The sequence below is a fragment of the Bacillus sp. SRL543 genome (assembly GCF_984799205.1).
In genome coordinates, this window is sequence record NZ_OZ481794.1 from 3,198,852 (window position 1) to 3,221,228 (window position 22,377).

A 22,377-nucleotide genomic window follows, 5' to 3' on the forward strand; every position below is an offset into this window, starting at 1 on the left:
TCATCATAAATTTTCAATCCGCTTGAGCATTTCCCCAGTTTCAAAATGAATATAATAATAATTGATCAGGCCGCCATCAGAACGGTAATACACTTCCCATAGAGGAAAGCCCTTTTCCATCCCCAGCTTCGCAGAAACAATCTCTTTTGGCTGCTTTTCCCTTTTAACTATATCAATGGCTTCTTGTTTAGATATGCCGTCTTTTGCATTTTTGACAACCGGCTTCCCTTTTTTCTCAGGAACCCAGACAATGAGTTCTTTTCCTGCTTTATCCTTTCCCTGAAGCACGTAAAAGGTTTCCTGTCCGTGATATAGGGTAAAGCTGTCCATTTCCTCAAGTGCAGTCTCTTCTTTTGCCCGTTCAAGCGCTTTTTCAGATGCAGCTTTGACCGGCTCTGTTGAGTCAATATAAACTTTAGCGGCTATCCCGATCATGATGGCGGCCGCAATGATGCTGATGATGATCCATTTTTTCATATTATCACTCTGCTTTATGTACGATAAATGGTGAATACCGCTTTATTTTGATCTTCCTGGTCAAGTGCCAGCCCGAACATTAAATCTTTCTCCTTTAATGTCCTATTTAAGGAATCGACGATTTTATACAAATCGGGGCTGTTGCTGATTTTTACAGTCGACAGCACTTCTATTTTGCTTTCCATTGTTTTTCTCCTCTCTCCGGACCTTTGACAAATATTGCAGCTGATAATACAGCCCGGACAGCTTATACTATCCTTACAGGTCTTTGCCAATATTATAACAGGTGATGTTAAGATCCGTTAACCAAAGATGCATGATTCACCAAAAATTTTCTTCTAGTCCACAACGTCTTTTAGCTGCGCAATCATGCGCAGCTTTTTTTGTATAGTAAGGGGTCCCTGCACTTCCTTAATGCCATGCAGGCTACCCCGCTTCTCCAGGGGAGATTGTGATCACTTCATAATTCAAATCAGTGAACTTTATTGTTACCGTACCATGGACCCCGGTATAATACACATCGATCCATGCTTCATGCAGCATTTTAAAAAGATCTTCATCAGGCTTTACTTTCCTGGACTGGAAGATGACAGCTATTTGAGGATCAAGATGTTTGATCAGCTGCCCTGAAACTGAATTGCCCTGCCCGAAGCCTGGCATTTTCACTATATTTACATCTGAAAGATTTTTTTTGAGAAGGGCCTTTTCTGCATCAAGGCTGCTGGAATTGAGCAGCAGCACCTTATGCTTCATAAGTGTAAGCTCAAGGTCCATTCCTTCTTTCGGGGTTTCGTTTTCGAAGAGGACCTCAGCTTTTAAGTTATGGAAAAGCTGCTGCCTTGTGCCAGCGCTCCATATATGGATATTCACCTCTTCAAACTCTTCAAGCTCCTCCATCCGTTTCCGGGCCAGCCCCTCGCCGGCAACGAGCTGCTTAACACCGAATTCCCTTATGATGCTTCCGGCATTCACCATGGAGCTGGCATCTTCTTCAGTCATGATGATAGTCGATATTTGTTTTACATTATATAGTTCAAGAAGCCTTGAAAGCTCTTCTCCAGAGCCTTCACCGCCTGTATTAATAAGAATATTTTCTCCATCCGGATGCTGGACCAGAGCAGATTCTCCTTCCTGCAGGGAAAAAAACGTGATTGCCAGTTCATTCCGTTTAAGCTTTAAATCAATGCTTTTTACTTCTGCAGGCAGGGATGGAGATTCAACAGGGACATAATACCAGTTGGTAAACAATATAAGAAAGGCGAATAGCAGATTCATCTCGAATTCCTCCAATGCTATCCATTAGAGTGTGTCATTCGAGGGATTTTATCCTTATATCCCGGTATATTTTTCCTTATTGCAGCCAATCTTCCACAAGGTCAACTATAGCATCCAGGGGGCTGACCTTAACTGGGATGCTCGGGATGGATTCAAGGAATGCCCTCCCATATGACGCTGTGACGATCCTCCGGTCAAACACGACGATGATTCCGCGGTCACTCCCTGTTCTGATCAGCCTTCCGACTCCCTGTTTGAAGCGAAGGACAGCTTCGGGTAGGGCATGCTCCGAAAAAGGCCGGCCGCCCCTGTTCTGGATTGCTTCCTTCCTCGCTTCTGCCAATGGCTCATCCGGAGGAGAAAAAGGCAGCCGGACCATCACAAGGCAGGAAAGATCTTCACCGGGTATGTCCACACCTTCCCAAAAGCTGCTTGTCCCAAAAAGGATGCTCTTGTCAAACCGCTGAAAGTTCCGTGTGAGCCTTGTCCTGCTTCCAGACGTAATTCCCTGGGCTATAAGGACATATTCTTCGAGAAAGCCGCTTTCCTTCACAAGCTCATAGGTTTTGCGGAGCATATCATGGGAAGTGAACAGAATCAGCATTCTCCCCTTCGCCGCTTCCGCCAGTGAGATGATATGCTCTGTGATCGCCGAAATATATTCCTCCTGTGACACGGTATTGATTTCAGGCAAATCCGATGGTACGGCCAGCCTGACTTGTGCGGCATAGTCAAATGGGGACTCTATCTGTTCCGTCTGGCAGCTGAACCGGTCAAGGCCCAGTTCGTCCATAATATAATCGAACGACTGGCCGACAGAAAGAGTGGCAGATGTAATAATGGCGCTTTTCTTCTGGTTAAAGAAGCCGTCCCTCAAATTTTCCGCGACAGTAATCGGCTGAGAGTAGACACTCGTCGCATTCTGCATTGCTCTGCCGTCCATCTCGACCCAGATTGCACAGGCAGTATGTTCAGCAAATATAGTCTTCCTGATGCTTTCGCGGACATCTTTCAGCTCGCCAATGGAGGCAGAGACCTCCTCCAGCAGCGCCTGATCGCCCGGGGCAAGTTCGCCGGCTGAAGGCAATAGCAGTTGAATCCTTTCGTCCATCGCTGCGGCAAGGTCCATGACCAAGAAAGATAAACGCTCTGCTGAAGCCTCCACCGCTTTTAAGTCCCGCGGGCTTATGTCGGTGAGCCGGAAGCTTATTTTGCTGGATGCATATTTCCTTGCTTTCAATTTCCTCTTTCCATATATTCCTATCAGTTTGAAAAACTCATCCATCTCATATTGAAGATCAGCCATCAGGCTGTTGAGCTCGAAAGGATGAGCTGTGCCATTTGTTGCCGCCCTGCCTTCAAGCAGCCGCTCAAGATTATAAAGGAGCTGCTTCTGGTCAAAAAGGCCAATTTTTCCGAGCAGAAGGCGCAATGATAAATAATCGACCGAAAAGCCAAAATGCTTCCCGGCCGCCTTGCTGAACTGATGACCTTCATCGATTACCGCATAATCATAAGGCGGGAAGATCCGGTTTTCCCCTGACAGGCTGCTTAAAAGCATAGCATGATTGGTAATGATCAGATCAGCATTTTCAGCGCTTTTTCTTGCTCTATTATAAAAGTCCTTAGACTTCCAGCCTGATTCGTCCATGAATACGCTGTCCCCGTTTTGGATCTTATTCCAGAAAACACTGCCGCCGCTGGAAAGATTCAGTTCATCCACATCACCAGTGGCTGTTTCAGTCAGCCAGACCAGTATTTGCATTTTCGTTAGCGTAGTATCATAATTATCATCCGCTTCCTTTAATGACTGCTCAAATCGGGCAAGGCTTAAATAATGATTCCTGCCTTTTAGAAGCACCGCACTGACCGGGAAGCCCAGAATTTTTTCTAGCAAAGGCAGGTCCTTCGAAAGCAGCTGTTCCTGAAGCTGGACAGTATAAGTGCTGATCAGCACCCTGGCTCCTTCCTGCCTGGCAAAAATGGAAGCCGGCAGCAGATAGCCAAGCGTTTTCCCTGTGCCGGTGCCTGCTTCGACCAGGGTATGCTCGTTATTTAGAAAAGATTGGTAAACGGCATCCATCATGGCAAGCTGGCCGGGGCGCAGTTCATAGTCCGGAAATGCCCTTTTCAGCATATCTTCTTTTTCCTTGCTTCCAGCCGGATAAACAGGTGCCGTCTGGCGGCTTGAAGATGCTTCCAGAATCTCGCCTGACTTTATGGCAATTCCATTATGTATGACAATCCCTTCAGGGAGGGTCTCCGCCGTCCGCTGCTTTTCAAGGAGGATATCTTCCAAAATAAGATCAAGATCGCTCTTTAGCCCCCCTGAAAGCTTCAGGAGCTGTCTGATTGTCGTCTGGGGCAGTTTCTCTAGACGTTCCAGGAAAATATGGAGCAGCTTTGCAGTGGCATAAGCATCGCTGTCCGCCTGGTGCGGCCTGTCATGGACAATCCCTTCTTTTGCAGACAGATCCGACAATTTATAGCTGTCAGAGCAGGGAAGAATGGTCCTGGCCAGCTCAACCGTATCAATGACCGGCCCATAAAAGCCCGGGCATCCTGCATTCAGAAGCTCCTCCTGCAAAAAGGACAGGTCGAACAGGACATTGTGCGCCACAAAATAGGCATCCTCCAATAGCTCCATCACTTTAGGGGCTATATCTGCGAATACCGGTGCATCACTGACCATGCTGTCATTCAGCCCGGTAAGCTCCTCAATGAAGGCCGGAATCTCTTTCCCTGGATCGAGCAGGCTGGAGTACTGATCAATTATTTTTCCGCCTTCCATGACAACGGCAGCGAATTGAATGATTTTATCGCCCTTTTTGGCACTATTGCCAGTAGTTTCCAAATCAACTACTACATATTTATTACTCATCGGCTACACCTCAAACATTCAGTCATTCAAACGGTATCACAAAAGCGGAAAATAAAAAAGATAAACAGCCCTGCCCGTCGTTATTTTTCTTCCCATCAGTGCAGTGTTTATCATTTCTGACGAGAAGACCCCCACTTCAAGCCTGGTATAAGGATAAGTGGGGGCAGTTCAATCAAGGTTCTATGATAGAAAAAAGAAAATGCCGCCTGCAAAAAGGCTGCATTGCCATTTTGCCATGCAGCCTTTTACTTTATAGTAATGATCATTCTCAAAGTATGGTTGAAGCAGGCTCAGCATGGAGCAGCTCTGAAATGGTGTTGCCTTCTCCTATAATGACTACCTTTGGCTTATGGGAATCTGCTTTTTCGTCAGGGACGAGGGCATAAGAAATGATGATGACTGTATCTCCGACCTGGACAAGCCTTGCTGCCGCCCCGTTCAGGCAAACCACCCCGCTTCCCCGTTCTCCCGGGATGATATAGGTTTCGAATCTTGCCCCGTTATTGTTATTGACGATTTGGACTTTCTCATTATCAGCCATTCCGGCCGCATCCAGCAGGTCTTTATCAATAGTAATGCTGCCCACATAATTAAGATTAGCTTCTGTCACCTTTGCACGGTGGATCTTTCCATTCATCATGGTGCGGAACATGTCTTTTCCTCCGATCAGTTGTTAAACTGCAATGATTATATTATCTATCAGGCGTGCATGTTTGAATTTCACGGCAAGAGCAAGGATGATCGTACCTTCTGCTCTGTCTATCTCTTTTAAATCCGGATAAGAAAGAATCTCAGCATAATCGATGCTCCCGGAGCTCTCTCCCGTTATCCTGCTGCGGATGAACGCTTTAAGCTGCTCTGTGTCCTTTGTTCCTTCCGCAATCAAGCGGGCTGCTTCTGACAGGCTTTCATATAAAACAGGTGCTTCCTTCCGCTCTTCCGGAAGCAGTCTGACATTCCGGGAGCTTTTGGCAAGGCCGTCCGGCTCCCTTACCGTTTCTCCCCCTATTACTTTGACAGCGAAATTCAAATCCTGTGCAAGGCTCTCGATCACTGCCAGCTGCTGTGCATCTTTTTTGCCGAAATAAGCTTTATCCGGTATAACGATATGAAATAACTTGGAAACAACCGTCGCTACACCATCAAAATGGCCCGGCCTGGATTTTCCGCACAAAACATCGGTTTTCCGGCTTACTGCGACTGAAACGGAAGGATTGCCCCCGGGATACATGTCTTCAGGTGCCGGATGGAACAGATAATCTGCCCCTTCACTTTCTGCAAGATGAGAATCCCGTTCCAAGTCCCGCGGATAAGACTCCAGATCCTCTGTCGGGCCAAACTGGAGCGGATTCACAAAGATGCTCAGAACCATCACATCATTTTCTTCTCTTGCCCGCTTAAGCAGGGAGAGGTGCCCTTCATGCAGATATCCCATCGTAGGCACAAACCCGATTGTACGGCCGGACTTTTTTTCATCCAGCATGATCTGCTGCATCTCTCTTGGTGATGTTATGATTTTCATGATCTTCCTCCATAGAGTCCTGCCAGTTCTTCCTCTTTCATCGTATAGCTGTGCTCCCCGCCTGGAAATACTCCTGCCTTCACTTCACTGATATAGGCTTTCAAGCCCTTATCCGCTTCTTCATCCATGTTTGCATACCGTTTGACGAACTTCGCAATTCTTTCTGTCCCGTACGACAGCAAATCATGATAGACAAGGACCTGCCCATCCGTTCCAGCACCGGCCCCGATGCCGATGACCGGGATTGCCAGAATTGAGGATATATCTTCAGCAAGCTGCTTTGGCACGCATTCAAGAACAAGTGCAAAAGCACCGGCCTCTTCACATCTTTTCGCTTCGCTGATCAGCTTCCTGGCTGATTCAGCATTTTTCCCCTGGACTTTATAACCTCCAAGTACACCGGCTGACTGGGGAGTGAGTCCCAGATGGGCGCATACCGGGATGCCTGCTTTCGTAATGCTTCTTATTTTATCAGCGACTTTTTCCCCGCCTTCAAGCTTCACTGCCATTGCCCCTGTTTCCTGAATCAGCCTGGCTGCATTCAGCAGGGTATCACGTTCAGGGAGATGATAGCTCATGAAGGGCATATCAATGACAATAAAAGTATTGGCAGCCCCTCTTTTTACCGCTTTACCATGATGGATCATATCTTCCATCGTCACCGGGATGGTCGATTCGTAGCCCAATACCGTCATGCCAAGTGAATCACCAACAAGGATCATATCCATTCCGGCTTTTTCTGCCTGCCTGGCTGCCGGATAATCATAGGCAGTCAGCATCGCGATTTTTTCGTTTTTTTCCTTCATCTTTAAGAAATCTGTAGTTTGCTTCATCCTTCTTCCTCCCATTCATAAGTACAGGCCGCGAAAGACCTGCCTCAAGAGTCAGAGGAGACAAAACAAGTGAACAAAAAGCCGGCATATAAAAAAGGGATCCTTCAAAAAAGTGCAGAAGGATCCCGTCGCGTCTTGGCTTCATTATTCGTTTCATCCCTCTGTCCCGGTCCATATTCTGGATCTAGGCAGAAACTATATAATATAAATTGATAAATAGGTGCAGTTCGTTAAGATACTGCCCAGTTGAATTATATCAAAAATGAAAATAGTTAGCTAATAAAATTATGAGTCCAGTTCAATATCAGCAGAGTAAACATGGTGAATTTCCCCGGCTTCATCTTCTATTCTCAGGACTCCTTCCTCCGTGATACCTAATGCCTTCCCGCTGATGCTTCCTGAAATCGTCCTTGCAGTGATCTGCTTTCCAATGCTGACAGCATAGCTTTCCCAAAGAAGCCGGATCGGATAGAAGCCTTTTTCCATATAAAGCTTGTACAAATTCTCCAATTTCTGCAGGACGACCCTGATCAGCTCTGCCCTCGAGAGGTTTCCTCCCTTTTCGATTGCCAGGGAAGTGGCTGTCCCCCTCAGCTCTTCCGGATAATCTTCAAGCTGCTGGTTCACATTGATGCCGATCCCGATAATGATCGAAAAGATGCGGTCGGCTTCCGCCTGCAATTCTGTCAGGATGCCAGTGACCTTCTTGCCTCCTATGAGAATATCATTCGGCCATTTGATCTGCGGTGAAAGTGCCGTGCATTCCTCAATGGACTGGACGACGGCAACCGCTGCAAGGAGCGTCAGCTGCGGTGCGCGCGGGAGCGGGATTTCCGGCCGCAGGATGACGCTCATCCAGATCCCTGTATATTTGGGGGAATGCCATTTCCTGTCCATCCTCCCCCTGCCGTTAAGCTGTTCTTCCGCCACTACGATCGTGCCTTCCGGAGCGTCATCGTATGCGAGCCTGTGGGCGATTTTCTGCGTCGAATCCACACTTTCTTCATAGTGGATTTCTGTACCGAGCAAGCTGGTTTTCATGCCCAGGCGGATTTCATCGGCGGTCACCTTCTCTGTTGTCTTCACAATCCGGTAGCCTTTCCTTCTTACGGCTTCAAGCTCGAATCCGTCGCGCCTCAGTTCTTCGATATGCTTCCATACAGCCGTCCTGGAACAGCCGATCAGGTCTGCCAGATACTGGCCGGATAAATATTCCCCATTGCTCTCCGTAAAGGCGGCAAGCAATTTTTTCCTCAGCTCTGATTGCACTCCAGCCACCCCCTTATTTCCTCTTTTTTATTTGCCAGATGGCCGGAGATGATGCTATTTTCAACCTGGCCCAGCAATTCCTTCACCCAGGGTCCGCCTGGCTTTTCAAACCATAAAATCAAGTCATTCCCGGTAACATCCAGTTCCTTTATACTCCGTATCGGAAGTGAAGCATACAAACGGGCAGGAACCTCTGCATCTGCGCTGTCATCCCCTGCCGCCGCCAGAACCTTCTCTGCATTCCGGGCAGCCTCTGCCCCCGCCTTATAAACCGATGCAAGTGTCCAGCTGCGTTCTGAGCGGTACTGAATCCAATAAAGGATCTTGCATACATGCCTGATCTTTTTGACTGGCATTTTCCAGCTTCTCAAAAAAGATTCCGCGGTCCTGCTATCATAGCCAAGTCCTGCAGACAGGAGAGCCCAGCTTTCCTCGGATAAAAGCCCGCTGCCCAGCTTCCCGGCAAATGATATCAACTCTTGCTGTTTCCCTGCCAGGCCCGGGAGATGCTGTGAAAGGCCTGTGTCTGCCATGATTTTAAGCGCCATAAAGCTGTTTTCGCCCGCAAGCAGTTTTTCAAATTCTGCCAGCTTTCTTTCAATCGCAATCTTCTCAAGAAGATAAGCTTCAGAAACCAGCGCCTCATAAGTCTCTCCATCTATCTGGAATGAAAGCTGGCTGGCAAAACGCACGGCTCTCATCATCCTTAAAGCATCTTCGTAAAATCGCTCCAGCGGATTTCCCACGGTTGCAATCCTTTTGCCTTGGATATCCTCCCGGCCCCCGAAAGGATCGATGATTTGGCCGTCCTTTGACATCGCCATACTGTTCATCCTGAAATCCCTGCGTTTGAGATCTTCATCCAGGGAACGGATAAAGTCCACTTTAGACGGCCTGCGGAAATCTTCATAATCCGACTCAGACCTGAAAGTGGTGACTTCATAGCTTTCCCCTGCATGCAGCACTACGACCGTGCCATGCTCTATGCCGACATCCGCCGTTCTGGGAAAAATGTCTTTGATCTCCATAGGGGTGGCCGAAGTAGCTATATCCACGTCGGAAATATCCTTGCCGAGCAGATAATCCCTGACAGAACCCCCTACAAAATAGGCTTCATACCCGGCATCTTCAATCTTTTCCAGTACAGGTGCCGCCTTTAAAAAAAACGGATTCATATTATCCCTCATTTAACATATCAAAATAAAGCCTCTCATACTCGCTGACTATTTGTTCGGCGCTGAATTTTTCCCTCGCGGCCTCTACAGCCCGGTGCGAGAAACTTGCGTGCTTATCGGCATCTGCCAGCAGATTGGCTGCTTTTTCCGCCATGCTCTCTATGTCGCCAAGTTTGCAAATATATCCCGTCTCACCGTCTGATATTACTTCCGGGATTCCTCCGATATCCGTCCCTATGCAGGGAACGCCGCACGCCATGGCTTCCAGCGCCACCAGGCCGAAGCTTTCTTTTTCAGAAAGCAGCAGCATCAGGTCGCTGATTGAATAAAGCTCTTCCACTTTATCCTGCTTCCCGAGAAACAGTACCTTCCCCTTTATGCCAAGCTCCTTGACAAGCTTGCACACAGTTGACATTTCCGGGCCGTCGCCGACGAGGAGAAGCTTGGCTGGGATTTCTGACGCAATCCTGGCAAACACCTTTACAACATCCTGCACCCTTTTGACCGCACGGAAATTGGAAACATGTATGATTGTTTTTTCATTTTCAGCTATCCCGTATTCTTTTTTCAGATGATCACTGTCAGTTTTCTGATACACTCTATGGTCTATAAAATTATAGACAGCCTGAATTTCCTTTTCAGGATGTATCAAATCATATGTTTGCGATATAAGAGATTTGGAAACAGCTGTCACCCGGTCAGACTTCTCGATACCAAAGCGGATGCTGTCTTTAAGGGACGGTTCATATCCAAGGACGGTTATATCTGTGCCATGAAGAGTAGTGGCAATCTTCACATCGCGCCCGCTCATCTGCTTGGCAAGGATTGCACATACGGCATGGGGAACCGCATAGTGGACATGCATCAGATCAAGCTGTTCCCTGTTGATCACCTCAGCCATCTTGCTGGCCAGGGCTATATCATAAGGAGGATATTGGAAAACAGAATACTGGCTCACTTCCACCTGGTGATAAAAAATATTATGATACATCCGATTCAGCCTGAAAGGGAGGCTGGAAGAAATAAAATGTATTTCATGCCCTCTTTCGGCAAGGAGCTTTCCTAGCTCTGTAGCCACAACCCCTGAACCACCGACTGTCGGATAGCAGGTAATCCCGATTTTTAATTTTCTTGTCATGCTTCTCCACCCAATAAATCTTTATGTATTAGTATCGGCTTTTTAGACAGGAAGCCTTCCGCGTATACGACTCCCATTTCTTTCCCATAAAGCCTTTCCCTTGCTTCTACATTTTCTATATAGCCATTTACAAGCGGAGTATCTGCTGAATCAGCATTCCTGATAAACTGGCTCTCATACGCCCTCAGGCTCGCAAGCTTCTGGTCCATATAATCTGATACATCAATGGCGAAATCAGGCTGATGAAAACCGTTTATCATATAAAAATACAGCCCATTCACTTTATGGGGCGGCAATCCGCTTTCAGGGTCCGCCCTGCGGATGCCTGCTGAAAATGCGGCTTCTTCCACGATTTTTGCGCAGTTCCCATGATCAGGATGCCTGTCTTCATAATATGGGGCGAAAATGACAGCAGGTTTGTAAGTCCTGATGATTCTTGCCGCAGCAGTGATCGCCTGCTCATTCAGCAGCAGCCCCCGGTCAGGCAGCCCAAGATTTTCCCTGACCGCCACGCCAAGAATGCCTGCTGCCTTCTCCGCCTCTTTTTTCCTCGTTTCTACAGTTCCGTTGGAGGAAAGCTCCGCACCAGTGAGGTCACAGATCCCAATCTTTTTTCCCTCAGCTGCATACTTGGCAAGCGCCCCTCCCATCCCGATTTCAACATCATCGGAATGGGCGCCAAAGGCCAGGATATCCAATCTTTCTTCTATCATAAAACCTCACCGTCTTCGCCCTTCACGATCAACCGCCAGTCGAGGTCGCCCCTTTCCAGGCCCTTTACCAGCAGCTCCGCTGTACCCATATTGGTGGCAAGCGGGACAGAATACACATCGCAGAGCCGGACCAGAGCAGAAACGTCCGGTTCATGCGGCTGCACTGTCAGCGGATCTCTGAAGAAGAAGACCAGATCCATTTTCTTATTGGCAATGAGCGCGCCTATTTCCTGGTCACCGCCGAGCGGGCCAGATTGAAAGCGAGTGACTGTGAGGCCAGTCGAATCCATGATCCTCGAGCCGGTCGTCCCTGTAGCAAAAAGGGCGTGTCCCGCCAAAATATCTTTGTAGGCGGTCGCAAAGCGGATGATATCGTCTTTCTTTTTATCGTGTGCAATCAAAGCAATGTTCATAATATCCCCTCCCTTTATTCCATGATATTCTCAAGTCCGTAGACAAACAAATCTGCTTTCATGACCGTCTCGACAGCAAGCTTCACACCGGACATGAAGGAGGCCCGGTTATAAGAATCATGCCTGATCGACAATGTCTGCCCATCTGAGCCGAACATCACCTGCTGATGGGCAATCAGCCCGGGAAGGCGGACTGAATGGATGCGCATCCCTTCATAATCTGCTCCCCTCGCTCCTGTCATCGTTTCCTTTTCATTCGGGTGGCCCTGCTGCTTTGCTTCTCTTGCTTCTGCCATCATTTCAGCTGTTTTAACCGCTGTTCCCGATGGGGCGTCAAGCTTCTGGTCATGATGGAGCTCAATAATCTCTGCATCATTGAAATAGCGGGCTGCCATTTGTGAAAACTTCATCATAAGGACAGCGCCCAGGGCGAAGTTTGGCGCGATGATGCATCCCAATTCTTTTTCCCGGCAGGTTTCTTCCAGTTCCCTCAGGTCCTCTTTGCTAAAGCCAGTTGTCCCGACTACCGGCCTTACTCCATATGAGAGGGCAGTCCTTGCATGGTGCATGCCTGCCTCCGGTGTCGTAAGGTCGATCAGCACATCAGCTTCTGTCTGCTCCAGGCAATTGGCCAATTCTGTAAAAATCGGGACATCGGCCCCTGCAAAACCTTCGAGATCACTGAGCATTTTCCCCTCATATTTATGGTCAACCACCGCCTGAAGGGCAAAATGGCCGGTATTCAGCACAAGCTGAACCGCTTCCCTTCCCATCCGGCCGCGCGGCCCCGCAATAACAATCTTTATCTTATCCATCAGAATCTCTCCTACTCTTCAATTCTTGTCCAGCGGTCTTTATCCCGCGTATTAAATTTATCCATTACTCTGTCATGGGCTTCCTGCAGATCAATATTCAGTGAGTTAGCAAAGCAGATCAGGACAAAAAGCATGTCCCCCAGCTCATTTTCAATGGTATTGTCTTCTTCGGTCGATTTCTTCGGCTTTTCACCGAAATGATGATTCACTTCCCTGGACAGTTCTCCCAGCTCTTCCGTCATCCGTGCAAGCATTGCGAGCGGACTGAAATATCCTTCTTTAAATTGGCTTATGTATTGATCAACCTCAGCCTGGAGGTCTTTCATCGTTTTAAGATTAGATTCCATCTTGGTTAGCCACCTCAACTTCCGCCTTCCTGAGCCTTTTGCATAAAGCAGCAAATTAGGCTTATCTTATAGAGAATGGATGCTTTTTCTTTATCATGTTAGCCTAATGGAACAGCTTTTTACAAATATTTTTGACCGCCCGGCAGCTGCTATTCTGCCCTGCTCATTATTGCTCTGTACTCTTTTATTTTATATAATCTTATGGTGATAAAAACAGGAAAAGAGGGGAAAAACGTGCAAAACGGATTAAAAATCAAGAATATATTATTCATCCTGCTCGGTTCAGCAATCTTTTCTTTCGGAATTGTTCATTTCAATATGCAGAACAACTTGGCCGAAGGCGGTTTCACCGGCATTACCCTGCTCCTTTTTTTCCTATTTAAGTGGGATCCCTCCTATACGAACTTATTGTTAAATATACCATTATTCTTTATAGGCTGGAAATTGCTCGGCAGGAATTCCTTTTATTACACCATGATCGGCACCTTCAGTGTTTCCCTGTTTCTGTGGATTTTTCAGCGCTATCAGATTGACATGCCGCTGAAGGAAGATCTTACTCTAGCGGCTCTTTTTGCCGGCGTTTTCATCGGCATAGGCCTCGGGATCATTTTCCGTTTCGGCGGAACAACCGGCGGAGTCGATATCATAGCGAGGCTGGCCCATAAATACATCGGCTGGAGCATGGGAAAAACAATGTTTCTTTTCGATGCCTGTGTCATCACTTTGTCGCTTATTTTCTATCTGACGTACCAGGAAGCCATGTACACACTTGTTGCCGTGTTCGTCGGCGCCCGGGTCATCGATTTTATGCAGGAAGGCGCCTACGCCGCTAGGGGTGCGATGATCATTTCCGATCAAAACGAAGCTATCGCCAGCAGGATTTTGAAGGAAATGGACCGCGGGGTAACGGTGCTGAAGGGGCACGGCTCCTTCACCAAACAGGACCGGGAAGTCCTTTACTGCGTAGTCGGCAAAAATGAAATCGTCCGGCTGAAAAGCGTCATCACCTCCGTCGATCCGCATGCCTTTGTCACAGTCAGCGTCGTGCACGATGTCCTGGGCGAAGGATTCACACTGGATGAAAATAAGAAGCCAATTGAGCACTAGAAATGCGGAAGGCGCTTGTTCAATTAAGGAACAAAGGCTAAGAGATCCAATTCCTATTAGACAAAAAGAAAAACCAGCCCGATGGCTGGTTTTTCTTTTGAGCTTAATCCTGCCTCTGCATGCCTGTAAAGATCATGATCAATCGCAATAACTCCAGAACCGCTACCGCTGCAGCTGCAACATAGGTCAGGGCAGCAGCGTTGAGAACCTTCTTCGTTTCCCTTTCCTCATCATTCCGGATGACACCCAGTGAGACGACCTGGTCCATTGCCCTGTTTGAAGCATTGAACTCGACCGGGAGGGTAACTACCTGGAAGAGGACGGCTATGGCCATGAAAATGATCCCCAAAAGGAGAAGGCCGCTCAGCTCAGCAAAAATCCCTACCATGATCAGCACCCAGGAAAAATTTGAACCTATGCTCGCGATCGGCACCAGCGAATGGCGGACCCGGAGGAATGCATAATCCTGCTGATCCTGCATGGCATGGCCGACCTCATGGGCAGCTATTGCTGCTGCAGCGACGGAATGGCCATGGTAATTCTGCGAGGACAGCCTTACCGTTTTTGAACGGGGATCATAATGGTCTGTCAGATGTCCCCTCGTTTCCTCAACATTGACATTATATAATCCGTTGGAATCCAGGATCCTTCTGGCAACCTCTGCACCTCTCATATGGGAAGAAGCCGGTACCCGGGAATATTTGCTATAGGTGCCTTTCACCTTGAACTGCGCCCAGATCGGCACGAGGATGATGATCGCAAAGTATATTAGGAAATCCATGTTATTCCTCCCATTCATCTCTCTGCTGTAATTTAATCTATTGTATTTTTTCTGTTGAATGGTGTCAATTTTTCAGCTCTCTTTTTCTGCTCTTCTCTTTGTCCTGGTCACCCTTATATTTTCTCCAGCCAACATAAGATAATGTAAGGATTATTATACTCCCTGTAGATATAATCACCCACCAAAGCGAAGGATCGGCTTCATCGTCAGTCATTTCATCAAAAAGTGAGGATAAATCTGCTTCAAGAGCATCCAGCTCCTGCTGGCTCGAGGTTTCACTCACCACCTGCGGCCTGTAATGGTCTATGAAGCTGACCCGGGTATCCAGCTGCTGGAGCCTGTCTGCCTGAAGATCCACTTTCAGGGCAGGATAAATGATGCCATATAAGGTTAAAAAGGTATTAAGGCTGGAATGGAAGGCCTTGCTGTCACCTGCATAGGCTGCCTCCTTCATCCCCCCGAACACATCCATAATCGGGTCTTCCATCTCCGCCCACAATGGCTGCCTGTTCGAAGTGATTGCATCAATGACCAGCCTGAATCTTGTTACCCTGTTCATCCGCTCATTATGGTTCATATCGATGCTGGCAGCCGCTTCCACTGCTTCATCATGAGCATTGGAAACGATCCTCAGCTCATCCATATTGAACGGCCTTGCCTGTACTTCCCCGGACAGGAACTGATCTGAAAAGTAATCCAAAATCTTTTTTGCCTCTTCGTATTTTTGAATTTTGACCATTTGAAGCGCTTCGTCAGAAAGCATGTCAAGTTTGTCCATCGAAGAAGAAGGCTGCTCTGCATATATGGAAAAAGGCATTAAAAGATAGACCAGAAATATGGATATGGCAATTTTTGCTTTCAATATTGTCCCCCCCTGCAATTACTATTAAAAATGTATGAAGGGTTGGACAAGGTTAGACCAAAAGTTAGTCCTCTCAGGAATCAATTTAGGGAAAAAGAAAAGGCTCCATAAGGAAGCCTACTCTATCGTCAATTTTGTGCGGCCGGGCCTGATAGAGAACCAGTACACCAGGAACAGAGATACCATACTCAGCCAAAAAGTAAAATAGCCGATCTCAGGTGTATATAAATTCAGCACAGGATAGCGCGGAAGCATAAAGAACACATAGTCAATGACATCATTGTGGAGCGTCCATACAGCAGCGATGATCAGATGAATCCATTTGATCCGGTAAAAGGGAGAGTACAGCAATCCCTGGATGGCCATCGCAGCATGCGATCCGATCAGCATTAAGGCTATAGGATCCAGTTCGCCTGTCACTCTATAAACAAGCAGGTTCATAACGACTGCCCAGACACCGTATTTAAAAAGCGTCACGGCCGCCAAAGCCTCTAAAAGGGGCCAGTTCCTTCGCATAAGGAAGGCAGCAAGAACAAAACAAAAAAACAGGCTGGCCGTCGGACTGTCAGGAACAAACGCCAGAAAATGCGGCGGTGTATCCTTCAGCTGCCACCCGTACCAGTAATATCCATACACCGTTCCGGCAATATTGACCACAAGGAGCAGCCATAATACCGAGCGGTTACCTAAAATAGGATAAATCCACTTCATACCATACCCTCTTCTCTCTATCATTATGGCTATATTTTATCATAGAGGAAATTAAAGGGGGAACTTTCCGATAGAATTTGCTGAAGCTTGCCATTAATGAAGTAAGCCGGAGCATTCCGGATACATGTAAATGCCATATCAGCCGATGAATACAGAATCATAGACAGATTTGTATTGGGGAGATGACGAGGCTGCAGTTTTCTGAAGAAAAAAAGAAGCCGGCACCCTGCCGGCTTCTTCTCTATTATTTACTCTCAATGCTTGAAATGAATTCAGAAAGCTTTTGAAGCTCTTCATCAGTGCCCTTGAAGATTCCGGCAGGCATGGCGCCTTTACCTTCTTTGGCGATTTTCGCGACTTCTTCAGGAGAAAGTCCTGTATCGATCAGGGCCGGAGCACCGGCTCCGCCTGCCAATTCACCGCCGTGGCAGCTGATGCAGCCTTGCGCTTCATAAATTTTGTAGCCTTCTGCTTCTTTATCGATTTCCGCTTCAGCAACGATTTTACCCTGCTGTTCTGCAGCTTCCCAGTCATGGTTCGCTACAGACTCCCAAGTAAGATAGAAAATGCCTGCAATGGCAAGCAGCATAAAACCGGTTGCCAGAGGGCGCTTAGATGGGCGCCTCTCAGGGCCGCGGTCGATGAATGGAGCAAGCATCAGCGCTCCAAAAGCAAGCCCGGGAATGATAAACGCCCCGATGACGTTATATGGGCCTGAAGCATATGTGTACTTTAATAGTTGGTATAAGAACAAGAAATACCAGTCTGGAAGCGGAATATATGCTGTATCGCTCGGATCTGCTATTTTTTCAAGCGGAGACGGGTGAGCGATGGTCAAACATAGATATCCGATCAGGAAAACGGCGCCGACCATCCATTCCTTCAATAGGAAGTTAGGCCAGAATGCTTCCGTTTTGCCAGGGTACTCAGAGTAGTCTTTCGGAATATTCGGATTACGGTTTACAGGGACACGGGAGTCGCCTACAAACTTCATACCTTTTCCACGATGCATTGAGCATTCCCCTCCTTTTCAGTTAGCAGTATTGAAGTTGAATTTTACAACGGTCCAGAAATACCCTGCTTACGGATCATCAGGAAGTGGGCACCCATCAATCCCAGGAGAGCTCCAGGCAGGAAGAATACATGGATCGCAAAGAATCTTGTGATCGTCTGGGCTCCGACTATGTCAGTGCTTCCAGCCATCAGCGCTTTCAGCTGCTGACCGATCAACGGTGTGGATTCAACGATTTGGATCGTAACTTTTGTTGCAAATAACGCTTTCATATCCCAAGGAAGAAGATAGCCTGTCAGGCCGAGCGCCAGCATGACGAAGAAAATCAGCACTCCGACAACCCAGTTCAGCTCACGGGGCTTCTTGTAGGCCCCTTGGAAGAAAACACGTAACGTATGTAGGAACATCATTACGATGACCAGGCTCGCACCCCAGTGGTGCATCCCGCGGACAATCTGCCCGAAAGCAACCTGATTTTGCAGATAATAGACAGATTCCCAGGCATTCTTAATATCCGGCACATAATACATTGTCAGGAACATACCGGATAAAATCTGGATCACTGTGATGAAGAAGGTCAATCCGCCAAAGCAGTAAACGAAAGCCGAAAAGTGATGGGCAGGGTTTACGTGCTCAGGTACTTCATGGTCTGCAATATCCCGCCACAAAGGCGTAATATCCAAACGCTCGTCGACCCAGTCATAAATTTTGTTTAACACTTATTACGCCCCCTTTCGCGGTTCTGCTTTCCCTAATAATAGGAAACCATCTTTTTCTTTTGTTGGATACACGTCCAGCGGTGCTGCCGGCGGTGTTCCAGGCACGTTTGTCCCATCCTTCGTATAAAGCCCGCCATGGCATGGGCAATAGAAGTGGTCTGGATTCGCCTTGTCTTTGTTCCAGTCAACAACGCAGCCTAAATGCTTACAGATAGGAGATAAGGCAACGATCTCCCCGTTTTCATCCTTATAAACCCACGCGGTGTTCGATACCTCTGAAGTATACCAGGCATCCTGCTGTTCGAATTTAAAGTCGACCCGAGTAGGCTCAGCAGTGATTTCGCTTACTTTTTGCGGTGTCGGAATGAAATCTCCTGCCTCGCTGGCCTGCAGTATAGGATCCACTGCAAAACGGACCATAGGCATCAGCATCCCGGCCGCCATGAAACCGCCTACACCAGTAAGTGTATAGTTCAGGAATTGACGTCTTGAAACACGATGTTTGCTCATACATTTCCCCCCTCTATCATGAAATCAAGTCCAACGGACAAAATTCAACACAATATAAAACTAGGACATAACAATGATATATCAATCTTTAGGCAAGGTCAATAAAATCTGTAGGCAAACCGGCTGTTCACAGCGGTTTTTCAGGAATTATTCACCAGCCTGCCATTTTTGTACAAATAAATTCAGCAGCTGCTTGACCTGGTCTTCAAGGACTGAGTTCCTGTACGTATCATCCATATGCTCCAGAGGCAGGGATGGCAGCCAGAGCAGAGATCCCCCAAGCTCCCTTTCAGCCATTTTCCACTCACTGTCTGAAGTCAGATAGAACACATGCTTGAAGCCGCTCTCCAGGATGGCGGATTCCCATTTCTTCAGCTCTTCGAGATGCTCATCAAGGGCAGAGCCGGACTTAAGGTAGGAAAAGCCAGGCAGCATCATTAGCCTTCCTTTAAACTGCCTTTCCATCTGATAAGAAAGCATTGTGACAAATTCAGCCATTGAAGCGGCCTGCTTCATATCCCCTGTGAATGTAACGGGCAAAAGGGGGAGGACAGCTGTGTCGACATACTCTTTTGATTTTAAATACATTTCAATATCCTGCGGAATCCACTTCATCATTACCACTCCAAATCGTATAGCTTGCCTCATTATTTTACCATAACTTACAGCAGCTGCCGAAAGCATCGCTAAAGGGACACCCGCACGGATGCCCCTTATCCAGCCAAACTATTTTTCTATGCTTTCACCATAATCATCTTCAGCTTTTCAGTGAGCCGCTTGAATGTTTCTTTATCGCCTTTATCCAGTGATTCATCGATCAGCTGCATCAATTTCTCTCTTTGAAACTTAGCGAGGCTTTCCGAAAGGAAGCGCTCTGCAATCAGACGGTCCTTCTCGCTAACCTGGAGGGTCTTTGGCATGAAAGGATTTTCCTCCAGGACAGCCGCATATTGATGGGCCTTGTTGGATGCATGGAAATTGAGCTGGATGAAGATGTCTTCTTCCCTGTTCAGCCTGATATCATGGAATGATTTCTCGGCATCAGTTGTCATGACATTCTCTTTGTAAAAACGGAAAGGAACTTCATCAACGCAATGTGTTGACATCACCAGGCCTCTTGGACAATATTGTGCCTGTTCCACAAAATGCACCCGTTCCATCAGCTGGTCATGACTCATTAAATAATTTAAAATCCAAACGCATTCGCGCCGTTTCAATTGATAATGGTTTAAGAACCAGCGGATAAAATCTTTTTTCTCGCTGACAGATACAGGGGTCGCCACCATTTGTTCCCTCCTCTGCTTGCAACTGAATTTTTGTTCGTGCCTTTTCTTACAACAGATCGCCGCTAAGCCTCTGGACAATATCGAGATATTCTTCGTTGCTCGGATCCTGCTCAAGCAGTTTCTTAAAAATTTCGGCAGCCTCTGCCCATTTTCCTTCCTCCATCAGAAAATATCCATAGTCTGACAGAAAGTCTGACTGTTCTTTAAAGTAAGTATATGCTTGCTGGTATTTGTTTAATGCCAGGGAATATTCTTCAAGCTGCTGAAGGGCAGAAGCCGCATCCCAAAGGAATTGAGGCTCTTCCTCTTCCTGTGCTTCCATCGTGTCCACAATGTCAAGGACATCCCCAAAGCGGTCCTGCTTGAAGAAAAGCTTGTTCAGTGTCAAAGCCGCTTCAGTGAACTCAGGATCCAGGACGAGAGCCATACGGAGCATGTCCTCTGCATCGTTTTCGCGCGCAAGCTTTAATGCAAGCCTTCCGCCATAGAAAAACAGATCTTTATTGAACTCATCATGCTTTATGCCTTCCTGGACTGCCTCAAAGCTGTTTTCCAGCTCTTCTTCTCGCTCATAGGCGCGTGCAAGGTGCAGATACAGGGAATGGTATTCAGGATCAAGCTCTTTCACCTCATTGAATTTTTCAATGGCAGTCCTGTTGATCCCTGCCTGCAGGGCGGTGAATGCATAGCTGAAAAGGGTATTGATCTCCAGCCGGGCTTCGAGCGCCTTTTCATAAAACGGGATCGCTTCCTCGAATGCCCCGCCGGCACTGAGTGCCTCGGCCATTCTCTGATTCACATTTGTTCCGGCGAGTTCCTGGCTTGTTTCAAGGACTTTTTCATAGGCTTTGATCGCCTCTATGAATTTACCTTGCTCCAAAAATAATTCACCAAGGGCAAAATCGATGATGACCTCTTCATCCAGAATAGATTTAGCTTTTAAAAGTTTCTGCTCGCTCACCTCATATAAGCCTTCCATCTGGTACAGATCCGCTAAAAGAAGCAATGCCTGCGGATAGCTTGGATCTTTCTCCGAAATCCTTTCAAGGACGAGCATAGCTTCCTCTTCATTGGCGAGGTCAATATGAAGCTCAGCCAGGAGGACAAGCAGTTCGCCTTCGTCCGGATAAGATTCAAGCAGCCTTTCAATCAGGGCCTTTGATTCCTCGAGCAATCCCAGCTGGAACAGTTCCTCCCCCAGCACAAATCTCTCCTCATGAGAACCGCTGTCCAGAATCTGTGCATAGTCCCTCAGTGCTTCTTCATGCTGTCCATTTTCTAATAGCGAAATGATTTTATTAACTTTGTCCATTGTTATTTCCTTTCATGACTAAAGATGGTTGCAGATATCATTTGAAAACAGTCTGGGTTCAGATTGCCGGGGATCCCGCTTGAAATCATAATGGTGCAGCCAGGCTGACAGGCTGACCCAGTCCGTTATACTGTAAAAAAAGCCGGAATCTTTATTATAACACGCTCTCCATAGCCCGGACAGAATCTGAAATATCCGCCTGCCCTGATGATCGTTCCTTTGTGGGCCGTTATGGCAAGTCTATGACTATAATAATGAAAGAGCCCCGATTCTTCAATGTTTCTGTCTCCTCCATCCTTAACATATAAATTATAGCTTACTTCCCCTCCTTGCCTGATGTCCCCTTTATGGGGGCAGATGCCCATCAGGGCCAGATGCTCTCTGGCGATCGGCGCTCTTTCCCGCAGTTCTTCCCCGAGGTGGGCCAGTCTTTCTTTTGCCATCAGCTGCTTCCAGAAGTGCTGAAGCGCTTTCTTTGCTTTTTCATCTGCTGTTTTAAAAACAGGCACAAGCGGGCAATTGTATGGGAAAACAGCTTCCCTTATCCATCCCCAGGGAACCGCCGACAGCTCTTCTTTGCTTTCAGCTTCCACGAAGACGGCCGGTATTTTTTCTTTCCGGCATTTTCTGATGAAAGAAGGCGACAAGAGCCTGGCAGGAACTTTGACCGCTATCACATAATCGGCTGGAGAGCTGATCAAACTTGACTTTACGGTTTTTATTCGGGAAAACAGCCGGGATTCCTGCCGCACTTCCGCAAAAGTTAAAAAAGAAGTCATCCCCTTCATAAGCATTTCGTTAATAAAATAGCTTTTCTGCTCTGAAAAGGGCCTGTCTAATGGAGGAGCAGGATCATACATGACCTGAGCAGGCGCCATAATATAATCTTCGGCATTCATTTTCATGAACGAATAGCGGGGGAATGAGTCCCTGATGCTGGTTATTTTCCCTTTTTCCACCAGGAGCGAAGCCTTCTGAAGTGTTTGCTGTTTGAGAATATTGGCATTCTCGATAATATACGCCATAATACCACCCTCTTAAATGGTCTTATGACAAGCTATGAAATTTTCATGAATTTATGTTTGAAAGTTTTGGAGCTTGAAAGTGAGGATCGTGAAACTGCAGAAATGAGTGGGAAACGGGGCGTTAGGCCGGCTGGACCGGTGAGGAGAATCAGCGCAGCCATCCCCTCAAGGTATAAAACAAGAAAGGCCCGGTC

General features: G+C 47.3%; 25 protein-coding genes. 1 reads left to right on the forward strand and 24 read right to left on the reverse strand.

What is annotated here, in order from left to right; translation table 11 throughout:
• Positions 1-3 precede the first annotated feature (3 nt).
• From AC4E8B_RS16375 to AC4E8B_RS16440, 14 genes are all read right to left on the reverse strand, one after another.
• Positions 4-477, reverse strand: a complete 474-nt coding sequence (locus AC4E8B_RS16375; protein ID WP_490214409.1) for a cell wall elongation regulator TseB-like domain-containing protein — start codon at positions 475-477, stop codon at positions 4-6.
• Positions 478-491: 14 nt separating this feature from the next.
• Positions 492-662, reverse strand: a complete 171-nt coding sequence (locus AC4E8B_RS16380) for a YpmA family protein (RefSeq protein ID WP_224901011.1) — start codon at positions 660-662, stop codon at positions 492-494.
• Between the two features lie 241 nt (positions 663-903).
• The gene (locus AC4E8B_RS16385; protein ID WP_490214410.1) at positions 904-1,752 is read right to left on the reverse strand and encodes a ComEC/Rec2 family competence protein; all 849 of its coding nucleotides are present in this window, start codon (positions 1,750-1,752) and stop codon (positions 904-906) included.
• Positions 1,753-1,828: 76 nt separating this feature from the next.
• The gene (dinG, locus tag AC4E8B_RS16390; RefSeq protein WP_490214411.1) at positions 1,829-4,633 is read right to left on the reverse strand and encodes an ATP-dependent DNA helicase DinG; all 2,805 of its coding nucleotides are present in this window, start codon (positions 4,631-4,633) and stop codon (positions 1,829-1,831) included.
• 268 nt (positions 4,634-4,901) lie between these two features.
• A complete protein-coding gene (gene panD, locus AC4E8B_RS16395; protein ID WP_490214412.1) occupies positions 4,902-5,285 on the reverse strand; it encodes an aspartate 1-decarboxylase in 384 nt (127 codons plus the stop codon).
• A 21-nt stretch (positions 5,286-5,306) separates the two neighbouring features.
• Positions 5,307-6,155 (reverse strand): pantoate--beta-alanine ligase, encoded by an 849-nt coding sequence (panC, locus tag AC4E8B_RS16400; RefSeq protein WP_490214413.1) that lies wholly within the window; start codon positions 6,153-6,155, stop codon positions 5,307-5,309.
• Positions 6,152-6,988 carry a 3-methyl-2-oxobutanoate hydroxymethyltransferase gene (gene panB, locus AC4E8B_RS16405; protein ID WP_490214414.1) on the reverse strand — a complete coding sequence of 279 codons (837 nt, stop codon included), beginning with the start codon at positions 6,986-6,988 and terminating at the stop codon, positions 6,152-6,154. Before panB ends, panC begins: the two co-directional genes overlap by 4 nt.
• Before the next feature lie 285 nt (positions 6,989-7,273).
• Positions 7,274-8,257 carry a biotin--[acetyl-CoA-carboxylase] ligase gene (locus AC4E8B_RS16410; RefSeq protein WP_490214415.1) on the reverse strand — a complete coding sequence of 328 codons (984 nt, stop codon included), beginning with the start codon at positions 8,255-8,257 and terminating at the stop codon, positions 7,274-7,276.
• Positions 8,242-9,432, reverse strand: a complete 1,191-nt coding sequence (locus AC4E8B_RS16415; protein WP_490214416.1) for a CCA tRNA nucleotidyltransferase — start codon at positions 9,430-9,432, stop codon at positions 8,242-8,244. Before AC4E8B_RS16415 ends, AC4E8B_RS16410 begins: the two co-directional genes overlap by 16 nt.
• 1 nt (position 9,433) lies before the next feature.
• Positions 9,434-10,570 (reverse strand): N-acetyl-alpha-D-glucosaminyl L-malate synthase BshA, encoded by a 1,137-nt coding sequence (gene bshA, locus AC4E8B_RS16420; protein WP_490214417.1) that lies wholly within the window; start codon positions 10,568-10,570, stop codon positions 9,434-9,436.
• Complete coding sequence (gene bshB1 / locus AC4E8B_RS16425) at positions 10,567-11,283, reverse strand: bacillithiol biosynthesis deacetylase BshB1 (RefSeq protein WP_490214418.1); 717 nt, start codon at positions 11,281-11,283, stop codon at positions 10,567-10,569. Before bshB1 ends, bshA begins: the two co-directional genes overlap by 4 nt.
• Positions 11,280-11,696 carry a methylglyoxal synthase gene (gene mgsA / locus AC4E8B_RS16430; RefSeq protein WP_490214419.1) on the reverse strand — a complete coding sequence of 139 codons (417 nt, stop codon included), beginning with the start codon at positions 11,694-11,696 and terminating at the stop codon, positions 11,280-11,282. The genes bshB1 and mgsA overlap by 4 nt, the downstream gene beginning before the upstream one ends.
• 14 nt (positions 11,697-11,710) lie before the next feature.
• Complete coding sequence (gene dapB / locus AC4E8B_RS16435) at positions 11,711-12,511, reverse strand: 4-hydroxy-tetrahydrodipicolinate reductase (protein WP_490214420.1); 801 nt, start codon at positions 12,509-12,511, stop codon at positions 11,711-11,713.
• Positions 12,512-12,522: 11 nt separating this feature from the next.
• A complete protein-coding gene (locus tag AC4E8B_RS16440) occupies positions 12,523-12,858 on the reverse strand; it encodes a nucleotide pyrophosphohydrolase (RefSeq protein ID WP_490214421.1) in 336 nt (111 codons plus the stop codon).
• A 201-nt stretch (positions 12,859-13,059) separates the two neighbouring features.
• Between AC4E8B_RS16440 and AC4E8B_RS16445 the strand changes: the two genes are divergently transcribed.
• A complete protein-coding gene (locus AC4E8B_RS16445) occupies positions 13,060-13,965 on the forward strand; it encodes a YitT family protein (RefSeq protein ID WP_490214422.1) in 906 nt (301 codons plus the stop codon).
• A 103-nt stretch (positions 13,966-14,068) separates the two neighbouring features.
• On the opposite strand, the gene AC4E8B_RS16450 is transcribed toward AC4E8B_RS16445, so the two are convergent.
• The 10 genes from AC4E8B_RS16450 to AC4E8B_RS16495 form a co-directional block, all read right to left on the reverse strand.
• Positions 14,069-14,746 (reverse strand): zinc metallopeptidase, encoded by a 678-nt coding sequence (locus tag AC4E8B_RS16450; protein ID WP_490214423.1) that lies wholly within the window; start codon positions 14,744-14,746, stop codon positions 14,069-14,071.
• Positions 14,747-14,810: 64 nt separating this feature from the next.
• Positions 14,811-15,608 (reverse strand): sporulation protein YpjB, encoded by a 798-nt coding sequence (gene ypjB / locus AC4E8B_RS16455; protein WP_490214424.1) that lies wholly within the window; start codon positions 15,606-15,608, stop codon positions 14,811-14,813.
• A 117-nt stretch (positions 15,609-15,725) separates the two neighbouring features.
• On the reverse strand, positions 15,726-16,319 hold the full coding sequence (gene lhaT, locus AC4E8B_RS16460; protein WP_490214425.1) for a lipoprotein heptaprenylglyceryl N-acetyltransferase LhaT: 594 nt from the start codon (positions 16,317-16,319) through the stop codon (positions 15,726-15,728).
• A 244-nt stretch (positions 16,320-16,563) separates the two neighbouring features.
• Positions 16,564-17,331: a c-type cytochrome gene (locus AC4E8B_RS16465; protein WP_490214426.1), complete on the reverse strand. Its 768-nt coding sequence runs from the start codon at positions 17,329-17,331 to the stop codon at positions 16,564-16,566.
• Positions 17,332-17,375: 44 nt separating this feature from the next.
• Complete coding sequence (gene qcrB / locus AC4E8B_RS16470) at positions 17,376-18,050, reverse strand: menaquinol-cytochrome c reductase cytochrome b subunit (RefSeq protein WP_009791280.1); 675 nt, start codon at positions 18,048-18,050, stop codon at positions 17,376-17,378.
• Between the two features lie 3 nt (positions 18,051-18,053).
• The gene (locus AC4E8B_RS16475; RefSeq protein WP_490214427.1) at positions 18,054-18,560 is read right to left on the reverse strand and encodes a Rieske (2Fe-2S) protein; all 507 of its coding nucleotides are present in this window, start codon (positions 18,558-18,560) and stop codon (positions 18,054-18,056) included.
• 147 nt (positions 18,561-18,707) lie between these two features.
• Positions 18,708-19,175, reverse strand: a complete 468-nt coding sequence (locus AC4E8B_RS16480; RefSeq protein WP_490219735.1) for a YpiF family protein — start codon at positions 19,173-19,175, stop codon at positions 18,708-18,710.
• Positions 19,176-19,294: 119 nt separating this feature from the next.
• Positions 19,295-19,843: a ReoY family proteolytic degradation factor gene (locus tag AC4E8B_RS16485; RefSeq protein WP_490219737.1), complete on the reverse strand. Its 549-nt coding sequence runs from the start codon at positions 19,841-19,843 to the stop codon at positions 19,295-19,297.
• A 49-nt stretch (positions 19,844-19,892) separates the two neighbouring features.
• Positions 19,893-21,158: a tetratricopeptide repeat protein gene (locus AC4E8B_RS16490; RefSeq protein WP_490214428.1), complete on the reverse strand. Its 1,266-nt coding sequence runs from the start codon at positions 21,156-21,158 to the stop codon at positions 19,893-19,895.
• Positions 21,159-21,283: 125 nt separating this feature from the next.
• Positions 21,284-22,183 carry a hypothetical protein gene (locus AC4E8B_RS16495; protein ID WP_490214429.1) on the reverse strand — a complete coding sequence of 300 codons (900 nt, stop codon included), beginning with the start codon at positions 22,181-22,183 and terminating at the stop codon, positions 21,284-21,286.
• Positions 22,184-22,377: the final 194 nt, after the last annotated feature.